The sequence below is a fragment of the Sanguibacter sp. A247 genome (assembly GCF_052324925.1).
GTDB lineage: Bacteria > Actinomycetota > Actinomycetes > Actinomycetales > Cellulomonadaceae > Flavimobilis.
In genome coordinates, this window is the sequence record NZ_JBQPRE010000005.1 from 95048 (window position 1) to 108570 (window position 13523).

Genomic DNA, 13523 nt, shown 5'->3' on the forward strand with positions numbered 1-13523 from the left:
ATCATCGCGCATGAGACGTGCGGGCGTGACCGTGTCTCCGCGGGGTCGTGCGGAGATGGCCGAGGCCCCCGTGCCGTCCTGTGGTGGACGGCACGGGGGCCTCAGGGTCGAGCCGCGCGCGATGGCTGGGCCAGCCGCGTCGCGCCCGGGTCAGTAGCCGATCGGCTCCGCCTCGGAGTCGCCGCCCGCCGCGGCGACCGGGGCGAGGTGCCCGACGGTCTCACGGAGCTGCGCGCCGAGGGTGGGGTCGACCTGGCCCCAGTACCAGAAGAAGCGCTCCCGGATCTCGGGAACCGTGATGGCCGAGCCCTGTCCCGTGAGGGTGACGAGGAAGCGTGCCTTGGACGCGTCGTCGAACACGTCGCGGTAGAGCGTGCCCGCCTGTCCGAAGTCGGAGTCGTCCGAGCGGAGCGTCTGGGCGGCGCGCACGAGCGCACCGTCCGTCTCCCACCCGACCTCGCCTGCGCGGGCCTCGTCGGCCGCGGGGGCGCCGGCTGAGTTGGTGGCGTGGACGGGGGTCGTCGCGGAGCTGAACTGGTACCGCATCTGCCCCTCGTGCTGGTAGTTGCGCACCTCAGCCGCGTGGGGCTGGTTGACGGGGAGCTGGTTGTAGTTCGCTCCGATGCGGTACCGCTGCGCGTCGGGGTAGGCGAACATGCGACCCATGAGCATCTTGTCGGGGGAGATGCCGATGCCCGGGACGAGGTTCGACGGCGAGAACGCGGCCTGCTCGATCTCGGCGAAGAAGTTCTCGGGGTTGCGGTCGAGGGTGAGCTCGCCGACCTTGATGAGGGGGTAGTCCGCGTGAGCCCAGGTCTTGGTGATGTCGAACGGGTTGAAGCGGTAGGTCTTGCCCTCTTCGTAGGGCATGACCTGGACGAAGAGGTCCCACACCGGGTTCTCGCCACGCTCGATCGCCTCGTAGAGGTCGCGGCGGTAGTGGTCGGCGTCGGAGCCGGCGAGCTTCTCGGCTTCGTCGTTCGTCATCGACTCGACGCCCTGGCGGGACTTGAAGTGGTACTGGACCCAGAAGCGCTCGCCGTCGGCGTTCATCCACGAGTACGTGTGCGAGCCGTAGCCGTTCATGTGGCGCCATGAGAGCGGCAGACCGCGGTCGCCCATGACGTAGGTGACCTGGTGGGCCGACTCGGGGGACAGTGTCCAGAAGTCCCACTGCATGTCGGCGTCGCGCAGGCCCGAGGCGCCCAGGCGCTTCTGGGAGTGGATGAAGTCGGGGAACTTGATCGCGTCGCGGATGAAGAACACGGGGGTGTTGTTCCCGACGATGTCGTAGTTGCCCTCGGACGTGTAGAAGCGCAGCGAGAAGCCGCGCACGTCGCGCCACGTGTCGGGGGAGCCCTGCTCGCCTGCGACGGAGGAGAAGCGCAGGAGCGTCTCGACCTCGGCGCCCGGCTGGAAGACCGCCGCCTTGGTGTAGGCCGAGACGTCCTCGGTGACGACGAAACGGCCGAACGCGCCGCCGCCCTTGGCGTGCGGGTTGCGCTCCGGGACGCGCTCCCGGTTGAAGGAGGCGAGCTTCTCGACGAGGAAGCGGTCGTGCAGGGCGGTGATGCCGTCGGGGCCGGTCGTGAGCGAGTGCTGGTCGCTCGGGATCGGTGTCCCGGACTGGCTTGTCGTGAACTGCTGGGTCACAGGTTCTCCTTGTGCGTGGTGCGGCGCCGTTTCACGGGCGAACGGTGGTCACAGTGGTGGGCGCTGAGGGCCGGGTCATGCGGTCGGGCGACAGGACGGGCACGTTCCCCAGTAGAGGACCTCGGCCGTGTCGATCGTGAAGCCGTGGTCGTTCGAGGGGATGAGGCACGGGGCGTGGCCGGTGGCGCAGTCGACGTCGCTCACGGCGCCGCACGAGCGACAGACCACGTGGTGGTGGTTGTCGCCGCGGCGCCTTTCGTAGCGGGCCGGGTGTCCCGCGGGCTCGATGCGCTGGATGAGCCCGTGGGCGTCGAGTACGTGGAGGACGTCGTAGACGGCTTGGACCGACACGGAGCCGAGTTTGGCGCGGACTGCGCCGATCACCTGGTCGGCGCTCGCGTGAGGCTGGGTGCTCAGTGCCGCGAGGGTCGCGAGCCGCGGCGCGGTGACGCGCAGGCCTGCGGAGCGCAGGAGTGCCTCGTCGTCCGTCCGGCTCTTGGCCGTGTTCGCGGTGGTCATGCGCCTAGTCTGCCATGCTTTCTGGAAGGACTCCAATCTCGTAGTCGGTCCACACTGGAGGGTGGGTGCAGTGCTGACGGCCCCCGTTCGCGGCATCCGTGACGCAACGCACCCGGTAGGAGTCAAGAGCCGGGGCATCCCTGTGCTACCGTTTCTTGCTGGACCGCCGCCACGTTCGTGAGGACGCAGCGGCACGCAAGCGGAGTAGCCTCCCACCTGATCACCGACTGGCCGTGTGCCGACAGGAGACGGGTCTGGTCCGACGCTCACCGTCAGGTGAGGGCTCGTGCGTGTCACGGGCTGTGTCGGACGTATGAGGCCTCCACCTGCATCCCAGGTCGGAGGCCTTCTCCGTTCCTGGGCCCGACATCTTGACGATCTGAGGAGTCTCACATCACCGAGCCCCGCATCAACGAGCGGATCCGCGTGCCTGAGGTCCGCCTGGTCGGCCCCCAGGGCGAGCAGGTGGGCATCGTCCGCGTGGAGGACGCCCTCCGCCTTGCGCAGGAAGCCGACCTCGACCTGGTCGAGGTTGCGCCCGACGCGCGTCCCCCCGTGTGCAAGCTCATGGACTACGGGAAGTTTAAGTACGAAGCTGACATGAAGGCGCGTGAGGCCCGTCGCAACCAGGCCAACACCGTCCTCAAGGAGATCCGCTTCCGTCTGAAGATCGACCCGCACGACTACGGCACCAAGAAGGGCCACGTCGAGCGCTTCCTGTCCGCAGGCGACAAGGTCAAGGTCATGATCATGTTCCGTGGCCGCGAGCAGTCGCGCCCGGAGATGGGCGTGCGTCTGTTGCAGCGTCTGGCTGAGGATGTCGCCGAGCTCGGCTTCGTCGAGTCGATGCCGAAGCAGGACGGTCGCAACATGACGATGGTCCTCGGCCCGACGAAGAAGAAGTCCGAGGTCAAGGGCGAGGTTCGCCGTCGTCGTGAGCCGCGTCCGCAGGATCTCGTGGACGACCTGACCGAGGTCGAGCACGACGACGAGCCCACCACCGACGTGACGCCCGCCGCCGCACCCGTTGAGGTGGCAGCGACCGAGCCCGCTGAGGTCACGGCGCCTGCTGCGCCCGCGGCCGAGGCAGCACCGGCGCCCAAGGCTGCTCCGGCGGCCAAGGCCACGCCCGTGGCGAAGGCTGCGGCCCCGAAGTCTGCCGAGCCCAAGTCCGCTGAGCCCAAGGCCGCTCCGGCGTCCAAGCCTGCGGCCGTGAAGCCCGCGGCGGCCCCCAAGCCCGCTGCAGCACCGAAGCCGACGGCCACTCCGAAGCCGGTCGCGACGCCCAAGCCGGCGGCGCGACCCGCCCCGAAGCCTGCTCCGAAGCCGGCCGCACCGCGGCCGAAGAAGAGCGAGTGACCAGCACGTCCTGACGCAGAGGCGACGACCAGCGCACACGGTCCCGCCCCGCCCACGTCGCCCACCACCCGGTGGGCGACCGACCACGAGGAGAACGGCAGCCATGCCGAAGAACAAGACGCACTCCGGTGCCAAGAAGCGGTTCCGCATCACCGGTACCGGCAAGGTCATGCGTGAGCAGGCCGGCAAGCGCCACCTGCTCGAGCACAAGTCGAGCCGCCGCACGCGCCGCCTGAGCTCCGACCAGGTCGTCTCGGCCGCCGACACCCCCAAGATCAAGAAGCTGCTCGGCAAGTGAGCCCGTGGGCGCGTCAGCGCCCCAGGTGAACTTGTGAGCCCCCTACCTACAAGGAGCATCACGTGGCACGCGTGAAGCGGGCAGTCAACGCCCAGAAGAAGCGTCGTTCGATCCTCGAGCAGGCGAGCGGTTACCGTGGTCAGCGTTCGCGCCTGTACCGCAAGGCCAAGGAGCAGGTCACTCACTCAGGCGTCTACGCCTACCGTGACCGCAAGAAGCGTAAGGGCGACTTCCGTCAGCTCTGGATCACGCGCATCAACGCCGCGGTCCGCGCCGAGGACATGACGTACAACCGCTTCATCCAGGGCCTCAAGGCCGCGGGTGTCGAGGTCGACCGTCGCGTTCTCGCGGAGCTCGCAGTCTCCGACATGGGTGCCTTCAAGGTGCTCGTCGAGGTCGCGAAGAAGGCGCTCCCCGCCGACGTCAACGCCCCCAAGGACGCTGCCTGAGCGCTATGCGCTCCCTGAGCAGCCCTTGATCTAAGGACGCCCGGACGATGCCTGATCTTTCCAACCCCCGTGCTGAGCGGGTGCGATCGATCAAGGCACTGTCCGGGCGTTCTGCGCGCGTGCGTGCGGGGCGGTTCCTCGTCGAAGGGCCCCAGGGTGTACGCGAAGCTGTCATCCACGCCGTGGATGACGTGCGCGAGGTGTATCTCACGGAGGCCGCGGCCGAGCGCTACCCGGAGATCGTCGCGGCGTGCGAGACCCTGTGGCTGCGCACGGCGACGCCCGAGGTGCTCGAGGCGATGAGCCCTGACGCGCAGGGGGTGCTCGCGGTCCTCGAGAGTCGGACCCCGTGTCTCACTGACCTGCTCGAAGATTCGCCTCGGCTCGTGGCCGTCCTCGTCGACGCGCGCGACCCGGGCAACGCAGGGACCGTCGTGCGCGCGGTCGACGCCGCAGGCGGGACGGGCGTAGTGCTCGCGGGTTCGAGCGTCGACCCGTACAACCCGAAGGTCGTGCGTTCGACCGCAGGTTCTCTCTTCCACGTCCCCGTCGTCACGGGCGACGAGACGCGAGAGCTGGCTCCCGTCATCGAGCGCCTTCGCGCGGCGGGTCTTCAGGTGCTGGCGGCCGACGGGTCCGGCTCGTACGACCTCGATGATCTGCTCGATGTCGCGGGCGCTGCCCCGGTCGGCGTGCCGGACCTCAGCGCCCCGACCGCGTGGATCTTTGGCAACGAGGCCCGCGGGCTCACCGATGAGCAGCGCGCGCTGGCGGACCACGTCGTGCGGGCTCCGTTGCGAGGCCGCGCCGAGTCGCTCAACCTCGCGATGGCAGCCACCGTGTGCCTCTACGGGAGCGCGCGAGCGCAGCGCGACCCCTCTCGCCGCTCCGGGGGCGTCACCGGTCCCCGGGAGTAGTTGACGCTGGTCGCCTTGCTCGGCGGGTTCGGCTGCATGTCGGGTTCCACGGAGATTATGGTGGGTCAATGAACATTCCTGCCTCGGGCACGCAGCATGAGATCACGTGGGGTTCCTATCGCGCTGTCGTCGCGGACGTCGGCGCGACGCTGCGGGTCCTCGAGCACGACGGGCGCCCCCTCGTCGTCCCGTTCGACGCGGACCGGGTGCGTCCGTACTTCCGGGGTGCCAACCTCACGCCGTGGCCCAATCGCGTCGTCGACGGTCGCTACACGTTCGGTGACCAGACCCACGAGCTCGCGCTCACCGAGCCGGGTCGTGGCCACGCGCTGCACGGGCTTGCTGCCTGGGCCATCTGGTCGGTCGTCGCGACGTCAGCGCACGCCGTGACGCTCGAGACCGAGATCGCCCCGCAGGCGGGCTACCCGTGGCGCGTCGTCACGCGCGTCACCTACACCCTGAGCGAGGCCGGCCTCGAGTGGGCCGTGACCACGACGAACACGGGCGACGGTCACGCACCGTATGGAACGGGTCCGCACCCCTACCTCGTCGCGGGCGAAGGCACGCTCGAGCGGTGGTCGCTCACGTTGCCCGCAGCCCGAGTGCTCGAGGTGACGCCGGACCGTCTCGTCCCCGTGGGACTCGCGTCGGTCGCAGAGTCCGCAGGCGGAGCGCTCGACTTCCGCACCGAGCGCACGATCGGCTCGACGTTCTTCGACCACGCGCTCACGGACATCGTGCGCGACGACGACGGTGTCGCCCGCGTCGAGGTCCGCGCACCTGAAGGCACGGGCGTCGTCATGACGTTCGACGGAGCCAGCCCGTGGGTCCAGGTCCACACGCCGGTGGGCCCGGGACTGCCCGCCGAGGACGTGCGTGCGGGCCTCGCGGTCGAGCCCATGACGTGCCCGCCCGGGGCGTTCAACGACGGAACAGACCTCATCGTCCTTGCACCCGGCGCGAGCCACAGCGTCTCGTGGGGGATTGCCGCGCTCTGAGCCCCCGCGGACGCGCGCATGGGTTGCCTCGGTGGTCACTAGACTGTCGGGGTGGTCGGGCCATGTTGTGGCGCCCGGCTGTCCGTTCGCCTTTGGAAGGTCTGGATGTCCACCTCCGACACGTCGCCCCTGTCGCCCCTTGATGTCGCTGGCATCGATGCGGCCCTCTCCGCTGCGCTTGCCGCAGCCGACGAGGCCGCTGACCTCGATGCCCTCAAGGAGGTCAGGCTCGCCCACGCGGGGGAGCGCAGCCCCCTCGCGCTCGCGAACCGGGCGATCGGCCAGCTCGCCGGTCCTGACAAGGCGACAGCGGGCAAGGTGCTCGGTCCGGCGCGAGGGCGGCTCAACCAGGCGCTCGCTGCGCGCGCCGAGGTCCTTGAGGCTGAGCGAGCGGCACGCGTGCTCGTCACCGAGGCCGTCGACGTCACGCTCCCGACCGACCGCATCATGGCAGGTGCGCGCCATCCTCTCGAGCTGCTCCAGGAGCAGGTGGGCGACTTCTTCGTCGGGATGGGCTGGGAGATCGCCGAGGGCCCCGAGGTCGAGGCCGAATGGTTCAACTTCGACGCGCTCAACTTCGGGGTCGATCACCCCGCGCGCCAGATGCAGGACACGTTCTTTGTCGAGCCACCCGCCGGCGCGGACGCCTCCGGGCTCGTCCTGCGCACACACACGTCGCCCGTCCAGGCGCGCACGATGCTCTCGCGCGACGTCCCGATCTACATCGCGTGCCCCGGCAAGACGTTCCGCACCGATGAGCTCGACGCGACGCACACGCCCGTCTTCCACCAGGTCGAGGGTCTCGCGGTCGACCGCGGCCTGACGATGGCGCACCTCAAGGGAACGCTTGACGCCTTCGCGCGCGCGATGTTCGGGTCCGAGGCGCGCACGCGCCTGCGTCCGAGCTTCTTCCCGTTCACGGAGCCGTCCGCCGAGATGGATCTGTGGTTCCCGCAGAAGAAGGGTGGCGCGGGCTGGATCGAGTGGGGTGGCTGCGGCATGGTCAACCCCAACGTCCTGCGCTCCGCGGACATCGACCCGGAGGAGTTCACGGGCTTCGCGTTCGGAATGGGGCTCGAGCGCACGCTCATGCTCCGCCACGCGATCTCTGACATGCACGACATCATCGAGGGAGACGTCCGCTTCTCCCGTCAGTTCGGAATGGGGTTCTGATGCCGAACATCGCACTGGACTGGCTCGGCGACCACGTCGAGCTCCCGGCCGGCCTGACCGCTGAGCAGCTTGCTGCCGATCTCGTGCGGGTCGGCCTCGAGGAAGAAGCGATCCACGGGCCGGCGGTCACGGGCCCGCTCGTCGTCGGAACGGTGCTCTCCCTCGTCAAGGAGGAGCAGAAGAACGGCAAGACGATCAACTGGTGCCAGGTCGATGTCGGGCCACACAACGCGCCTGACGACGCCGGCGCTCCGACGCTCCCGCGCGGCATCGTGTGCGGCGCACACAACTTCGAGGCCGGTGACCGCGTCGTCGTCGCGCTTCCGGGCGCCGTGCTCCCTGGACCGTTCGCGATCGCGTCGCGCAAGACGTACGGGCACGTCTCCGACGGCATGATCTGCTCGCAGCGTGAACTCGGCCTGGGCGAGGACCACGACGGCATCATCGTGCTCGACAGGCTCGGCTTCACGGGGCAGCCGAACGGCACGGACGCCGTCGAGCTGCTGGGTCTCGGCGAGCAGGTCCTCGAGATCAACGTGACGCCTGACCGGGGCTACTGCTTCTCGATGCGCGGGGTCGCTCGCGAGTTCTCCCACTCGACAGGCGCGACGTTCACGGACCCGGGGCTCGCCCCCGTTCCCGCGCCGACCGCGGACGGCTTCGCCGTCGAGGTCGACGACGAGGCGCCGATCCACGGCGAGGTCGGCTGCGACCGCTTCGTCACGCGCATCGTGCGAGGCATCGATGCTGCCGCTGAGACTCCGGAGTGGATGCGCAGGCGGCTCACGCAGGCCGGCATGCGTCCGATCTCGCTCGCGGTCGACGTGACGAACTACGTCATGCTCGACCTCGGCCAGCCCCTGCACGCCTACGACCTCGAGAAGATGACGGCGCCGATCGTCGTCCGCCGCGCGCGGGCTGGCGAGACGCTGACGACGCTCGACGACGTGGCGCGCACGCTCGACGCGTCCGACCTCCTCATCACCGACTCGCCCGACGGTGCGCGCGGTGCCCGCATCCAGGCCATCGCGGGAGTGATGGGTGGCCAGGGCTCGGAGGTCTCGGAGACGACGACGGACGTGCTCATCGAGGCGGCGCACTTCGACGCAGTATCGATCGCTCGCTCCGCACGACGCCACAAGCTCCCGTCAGAGGCGTCCAAGCGCTTCGAGCGTGGGGTCGATCCGCAGCTCGCACCCGTCGCTGCCCAGCGGGTCGTCGATCTGCTCGTCGAGCACGGCGGCGGCACGGCCGACGCCGCGGTCTCGGACCTCGACGCGACGCGCGCGCCCGCAGCCATCACGTTCGCGTGGTCGGCGACGGCGCGCCTCACGGGCGTCGAGCACCCGCGTGAGCGCATCGCGGAGATCCTCGAGAAGATCGGGTGCACGCTCGCAGGTGGCGAGGGTGAAACCCTCACGGTGACGCCCCCGACGTGGCGTCCTGACCTCACTGGACCCGAGCACCTCGTCGAAGAGGTTGCCCGCATCGACGGCTACGACGCGATCGAGTCGATCGTGCCGACGGCGCCGGGCGGCACAGGCCTCACGCACGCTCAGCGTGCTCGGCGCTCGGTTGCCCGTGCGCTCGCTGGGGCGGGCTTCGTCGAGACGCTCTCCTACCCCTTCGTCGGAGCGACGCAGCACGACGCGCTCGGGCTGCCCGCCGACGACGCACGTCGTCGTGCTCTGCGGCTCGCGAATCCCATGTCTGACGCTGCGCCTGAGATGCGGACGAACGTGCTGACGACTCTTCTCGGGACGGTGCGTCGCAATGTCAGCCGTGGACTCGGTGACCTCGCGATCTCTGAGATCGGGCTCGTCACGCGGCCGCGTCAAGGCGCTCCGGCGGCTCCGCAGCTGCCGGGCGGTCGTCGTCCGTCGTCCGAGGACCTCGCCGCACTTGCGGCTGCTGTTCCGGACCAGCCTCGCCACGTCGCCGGTGTTCTCGTCGGTGCGCGCGAGCGCGCGGGCTGGTGGGGCGCTGGCCGTGCCGCGAGCTGGGAGGACGCGCTCGAGGCTGCGCGCCTCGTCGGCCGGACCGTGGGCGTCGAGCTGAGTGCGGAGCACGATGCCGAGACGATGCCGTGGCACCCGGGACGCTGTGCACGCTTGACCGCCCCGTCGGGCGAGGTCGTCGGCTGGGCTGGCGAGCTGCACCCGCAGGTGCTCGAGCGTCTCGACCTGCCGGCGCGGGCGTCGGCGTTCGAGCTCGACCTCGACGCGATCGTCGCGGCGAGCGAGGCGGGTCCTGTCCAGGCCGTGCCCGTCTCGCCGTTCCCGCCCGCCAAGGAGGACTTCGCGTTCGTCGTTGACGTGGCCGTGCCCGCGGGCACCGTGCGTGACGTCGTCGCCCGGGCGGCCGGTGACCTGGCAGAAGAGGTCCGGGTGTTCGACGTCTTCACGGGCGAGCAGGTGGGCGAGGGCAAGAAGTCGGTCGCGGTCGCAGTGCGGCTGCGCGCCGCGAGCTCGACGCTCACGGCTGAGCAGATCGCCGAGGTCCGCGGCCGCGTCGTCAAGCGTGCCGCCAAGGAGCTGGACGCCCAGCTGCGCTGACCCGCGCTGCGCGGACGCACGAAGGCTCCGGGGGATCGGAGCCTTCGTGCGTGTGCTTGAGGCCGTCGGCCGAACGTCAGAAGCCGTCGATGACGAGCTTCGTCATCTCCAGCATGTGCTCGAACGCGTGCGGACGGGCCATGAGCTCGTCCATGTGCGCGGGGATGATCTGCCAGGAGACGCCGAACTGGTCGGTGCACCAGCCGCACTGCTCGGCTTCGGGGACGGTTGAGAGCACGGCCCACACACGGTCGATCTCGGCCTGGTCCCGGCATGCGAGCTGGTAGGAGACAGCGGGGGTGAACGTCGTGTCCTGGACGGAACCTGCATCCATGACGTAGACGCGCTGGCCGGCGAGCCTGACCTCGGCGAACATGAGGGCGTCCCTGGACGCTGGTCCTGTCGAGTCTGTGAACGGGACAGTGCGGACGACGCGGGAGTCCGGCAGGAGCGCCGTCCACTGGGCGATGGCCTCCGCAGCACGGTTCTGGGCCTGGCCGCCGAAGAGGAGCGTCGGCACGATCGACGGCTCGTCGCGTATCGTGGGGAACGCGACGGTGAGCTGCCAGGAAACGCCGAAGCGGTCCTCGACCCACGTGTAGCGGTCGCTGAACGGGTACTGCTGGAGCGGCATGAGAACGCGTCCGCCCTCCGCGAGCGCGGCTGCGGCCGCGTCGAGCGCGGCAACCGCGTCGGTGTCGTCGGCTGCGCCGAACGTCACGGTGAACGACGACGCGGGGGTCGGCCGGAACTCGGGTCCCGCATTGATGAGGACGAGATCGCAGCCGGGACCTTCGAGGTGGATCGTCAGCTCCTTGCCGGCGAGCGGCTCCTGGAAGGGGAGCAGGCCCTCGGTGGGGTAGCGGTCTGTTCGGGTGACTGTCGTCTCCGGCAGGACGCGGGCGTAGAGTGCAGCTCCGTCCACGGCGTCGCCGGCGAACCAGATGGTCGGTGTCAATGTGCGCATGGGATCCTCCAGGGTCGACGGGACGTCGTCCTTCGAGTGTCCGTCCGGACGGGCGAGGCCACCACCGGGTCCGCGTGCGGGTGAGGTTCGGTCGCTGGGCGGTCAGTCCTGCCGGGAACGCATCGTGAGGAGGCGTTCGAGGAGAGAGGGCTGTGGGACGATCGCCGCGTCTGCGGGGATCGCCCCCGGCAGGGTCGTGCCGCTGAACGAGGACGTCGGCGCGTGGCGGTCGTCGAGTGCCTGGACCTGGTCACGCAGGTCCGTCATCGTCGCGTCGAGCTCGGCGGCGACGAGCGCGGACTGCCGGAGCCTGTCAACGATCTCCGTGGGCACCTGCCGGGCGTACTTGTAGTAGATCTTGTGCTCGAGCGACGCCCAGAAGTCCATCGCGCTCGTGCGGATCTGGATCTCGACGGTGACGGGAACGGTGCCCGAGGAGAGGAAGACGGGAACCGAGACGATGAGGTGGAGGGAGCGGTAGCCGTTGGGCTTGGGCTCGGCGATGTAGTCCTTGACCGCCAGTACCGTGAGGTCGTCCTGCCGCCGCAGAGCCTCGAGCACCGTGTAGATGTCGGGGACGAACGAGCAGATGATCCGCACGCCCGCGATGTCGAGGATCGAGGATCGGATCGCCTCGAAGTCCGGCATGACACCTTTGCGTTCGACCTTGTCGAGGACCGACTCGGGCGACTTGAGGCGCGAGGTGACGTGCTCGATCGGGTTCTCGTGGTGAAGGTGCGTGAACTCGTCGCGGAGGATCGAGACCTTCGTGAGGACCTCGTCGATCGCGAACTTGTACTGGAGCATGAACGCCGTGAACTCGTTGCGGAGCTCGAGCACGCGGGAGATCGTTGCGTCGTCCGGGAGGAGCTGCGCGAGGTCGCCGAGAGGTTCGTGGGGCGCGGTCATGCCCCCAGGGTAGATGCCGCGGCTGGGAAGGCCCCGGGACCTTCTGGGGAGCGGGCGCTCACGAGGCGGCGGGCCGGTTGCTGCGGAGCCCCAGCGAGGTGCCGACGGGAAACCGCTCGTGGTTGTGGGCAAGCTTGCGCCGAGCCGCGGCCATGAGGTCGATTCCTGTGACGTCGGCGAGGCGCGCCAGGTAGATCGTGATGTCCGCCATCTCCATGGCGACGCGCTCGCGAAGCTCGTCGTCGTCACGGACCGCGGTGCGGGACTCCTCGGAGCCGAGCCACTGGAGCTCGGCAGCGAGCTCACCTGCCTCGCCAGTGATCGCCATGGAGAGGTTCTTGGGGCTCTGAACGGTGGACCAGCCGCGCTCCTCGGAGAAGGCGCGGACGTCGGACACGAGGTCGTCAAAGTCGCTCATAGCGTCAATGTAGTTGCCGGGATCTCTCGGGGTCAGCGGTGACCTCGAGCAGCACCTTGCCCGTCGTGCGCCGCCCCTCGAGCGCAGCGTGCGCCGCAGCGCCGTCCTCGAGCGGGACGACGAGCCCGAGCCGGGTGCGCAGCGCACCGATCTGTGCAAGGCCGAAGAGCGCGTCGGCGCGCTCGAGGAGCTCGCCACGTGTGCGCACGTGGTCGCTCAGGGTCGGCCGGGTGACGACGAGGGAGCCACCTGAGTTGAGCCGTTGCAGGTCGAACGGTGGCACCTGGCCCGAGGAGCCACCGAAGAGAACGAGCGTCCCGCGTACCGCGAGGCTCGCGAGAGAGGCGTCGAACGTCGCGCGGCCGACGCCGTCGTAGACGGCGGCGACGCCGTGAGGAACGAGGTCGCGCACGAGCCGGGGCAGCTCGGTCGTGATGTCGTCGAGCAGGTCGTACCGCACGACGTCGCTTGCGCCGGCCTCCCTCGCGAGCGCCTCCTTCTCGGCCGACGACACCGTGGCCACGACGCGTCCGCCTCGGGCGACCACGAGCTGGGTGAGCAGGAGGCCGACGCCGCCCGCGCCCGCGTGGATGAGGACGTCGTGGCCGGGGCCGACGGTGAACGACGAGGTTGCGAGATAGTGCGCGGTGAGACCCTGGAGGCCGAGTGCAGCGGCGGTCGGAAGGTCGATGTCGTCGGGCACGGGCAGGGTGCGGGCGCTCGCGACGATGACGTGCTCCGCATAGGAGCCGGGTGCGTCGAACCATGCAACCCGGTCGCCGACGGCAATGTCGGTGACGCCCGGCCCGAGCGCGGCGACGATGCCCGCGCCCTCGACGCCGGGGACGTGGGGGAAGGTGCTGGGGTAGATGCCGCTGCGCCGGTAGGTGTCGATGAAGTTCACACCCGCGACGACGACGTCGACCAGGACGTCGCCTGGCCCTGGGACGGGCACAGGGATCTCGACGAGGTCGAGGACGTCGGGGCCGCCGGGGCGTGCTGCCTGAAGAGCTCTCACGGACCCAGACAACCACCGCTGGGCGGGCGACGCATGCACCACGGGGGCGTGGTGACCGACGGGTGAGACGGCCCGCCTTCTCCCGAGCTCTTCCTCCGGGGGTCGCTATCGTGGCCGTGTCACACGCCGGGGAGCTCGGTACACCGAGCTGAGAGGGCGGATGGGCCACGTGCCCGAGCCGCCGACCCGCGAACCTGAACTGGGTCATGCCAGCGGAGGGAGCGTGGGGTGACCTCACCGGTGCCCCGAGCCTGCCGCGCATGCCAGGGGCGCGGTCTGCCTCGGGCACG

Annotated in this window: 13 protein-coding genes and 1 riboswitch; of the genes, 7 read left to right on the top strand and 6 right to left on the bottom strand. The window is 69.8% G+C overall.

The annotated features are described in order from the left end of the window. Positions 1–150: 150 nt before the first annotated feature. Entirely contained in the window at positions 151–1653 is a 1503-nt protein-coding gene (locus ACTVCO_RS11455; RefSeq protein ID WP_443728557.1) for a catalase, read from the bottom strand. Positions 1654–1728: 75 nt separating this feature from the next. Next, positions 1729–2172 carry a Fur family transcriptional regulator gene (locus ACTVCO_RS11460; protein WP_443728558.1) on the bottom strand — a complete coding sequence of 148 codons (444 nt, stop codon included), beginning with the start codon at positions 2170–2172 and terminating at the stop codon, positions 1729–1731. 426 nt (positions 2173–2598) lie between these two features. Between ACTVCO_RS11460 and infC the strand changes: the two genes are divergently transcribed. From infC to pheT, 7 genes are all read left to right on the top strand, one after another. Further along, a complete protein-coding gene (gene infC, locus ACTVCO_RS11465; protein WP_443728559.1) occupies positions 2599–3531 on the top strand; it encodes a translation initiation factor IF-3 in 933 nt (310 codons plus the stop codon). Between the two features lie 103 nt (positions 3532–3634). Next, positions 3635–3829 carry a 50S ribosomal protein L35 gene (gene rpmI / locus ACTVCO_RS11470; protein WP_443728560.1) on the top strand — a complete coding sequence of 65 codons (195 nt, stop codon included), beginning with the start codon at positions 3635–3637 and terminating at the stop codon, positions 3827–3829. A 62-nt stretch (positions 3830–3891) separates the two neighbouring features. Next, the gene (gene rplT / locus ACTVCO_RS11475) at positions 3892–4278 is read left to right on the top strand and encodes a 50S ribosomal protein L20 (protein WP_443728561.1); all 387 of its coding nucleotides are present in this window, start codon (positions 3892–3894) and stop codon (positions 4276–4278) included. Between the two features lie 47 nt (positions 4279–4325). Further along, the gene (locus tag ACTVCO_RS11480) at positions 4326–5195 is read left to right on the top strand and encodes a TrmH family RNA methyltransferase (RefSeq protein ID WP_443728562.1); all 870 of its coding nucleotides are present in this window, start codon (positions 4326–4328) and stop codon (positions 5193–5195) included. Between the two features lie 68 nt (positions 5196–5263). Continuing rightward, positions 5264–6193 carry an aldose 1-epimerase family protein gene (locus tag ACTVCO_RS11485; protein WP_443728563.1) on the top strand — a complete coding sequence of 310 codons (930 nt, stop codon included), beginning with the start codon at positions 5264–5266 and terminating at the stop codon, positions 6191–6193. Between the two features lie 105 nt (positions 6194–6298). After that, a complete protein-coding gene (pheS, locus tag ACTVCO_RS11490) occupies positions 6299–7366 on the top strand; it encodes a phenylalanine--tRNA ligase subunit alpha (RefSeq protein ID WP_443728564.1) in 1068 nt (355 codons plus the stop codon). Then, positions 7366–9921, top strand: a complete 2556-nt coding sequence (pheT, locus tag ACTVCO_RS11495) for a phenylalanine--tRNA ligase subunit beta (protein ID WP_443728565.1) — start codon at positions 7366–7368, stop codon at positions 9919–9921. The genes pheS and pheT overlap by 1 nt, the downstream gene beginning before the upstream one ends. Before the next feature lie 76 nt (positions 9922–9997). Here pheT and ACTVCO_RS11500 read toward each other — a convergent pair whose 3' ends face one another. From ACTVCO_RS11500 to ACTVCO_RS11515, 4 genes are all read right to left on the bottom strand, one after another. Then, positions 9998–10888 (bottom strand): VOC family protein, encoded by an 891-nt coding sequence (locus ACTVCO_RS11500; protein WP_443728566.1) that lies wholly within the window; start codon positions 10886–10888, stop codon positions 9998–10000. Positions 10889–10990: 102 nt separating this feature from the next. Beyond that, the gene (locus tag ACTVCO_RS11505) at positions 10991–11797 is read right to left on the bottom strand and encodes a GTP pyrophosphokinase (protein WP_443728567.1); all 807 of its coding nucleotides are present in this window, start codon (positions 11795–11797) and stop codon (positions 10991–10993) included. A 58-nt stretch (positions 11798–11855) separates the two neighbouring features. Continuing rightward, entirely contained in the window at positions 11856–12215 is a 360-nt protein-coding gene (locus ACTVCO_RS11510; protein ID WP_443728568.1) for a nucleotide pyrophosphohydrolase, read from the bottom strand. Between the two features lie 4 nt (positions 12216–12219). After that, positions 12220–13233: a quinone oxidoreductase family protein gene (locus ACTVCO_RS11515; protein WP_443728569.1), complete on the bottom strand. Its 1014-nt coding sequence runs from the start codon at positions 13231–13233 to the stop codon at positions 12220–12222. A gap of 117 nt (positions 13234–13350) precedes the next feature. Further along, a riboswitch (TPP riboswitch) is annotated at positions 13351–13471 on the top strand. The last annotated feature ends 52 nt before the right edge of the window (positions 13472–13523 follow it).

Excerpts from the sequence above, each read along its gene's own strand:
- ACTVCO_RS11480 (WP_443728562.1), top strand. The coding sequence starts at position 4,326 with ATGCCTGATCTTTCCAACCCCCGTGCTGAGCGGGTGCGATCGATCAAG.
- ACTVCO_RS11505 (WP_443728567.1), bottom strand. The coding sequence starts at position 11,797 with ATGACCGCGCCCCACGAACCTCTCGGCGACCTCGCGCAGCTCCTCCCG.
- pheS (WP_443728564.1), top strand. The coding sequence starts at position 6,299 with ATGTCCACCTCCGACACGTCGCCCCTGTCGCCCCTTGATGTCGCTGGC.
- ACTVCO_RS11460 (WP_443728558.1), bottom strand. The coding sequence starts at position 2,172 with ATGACCACCGCGAACACGGCCAAGAGCCGGACGGACGACGAGGCACTC.
- ACTVCO_RS11500 (WP_443728566.1), bottom strand. The coding sequence starts at position 10,888 with ATGCGCACATTGACACCGACCATCTGGTTCGCCGGCGACGCCGTGGAC.
- ACTVCO_RS11485 (WP_443728563.1), top strand. The coding sequence starts at position 5,264 with ATGAACATTCCTGCCTCGGGCACGCAGCATGAGATCACGTGGGGTTCC.
- rpmI (WP_443728560.1), top strand. The coding sequence starts at position 3,635 with ATGCCGAAGAACAAGACGCACTCCGGTGCCAAGAAGCGGTTCCGCATC.
- pheT (WP_443728565.1), top strand. The coding sequence starts at position 7,366 with ATGCCGAACATCGCACTGGACTGGCTCGGCGACCACGTCGAGCTCCCG.
- ACTVCO_RS11510 (WP_443728568.1), bottom strand. The coding sequence starts at position 12,215 with ATGAGCGACTTTGACGACCTCGTGTCCGACGTCCGCGCCTTCTCCGAG.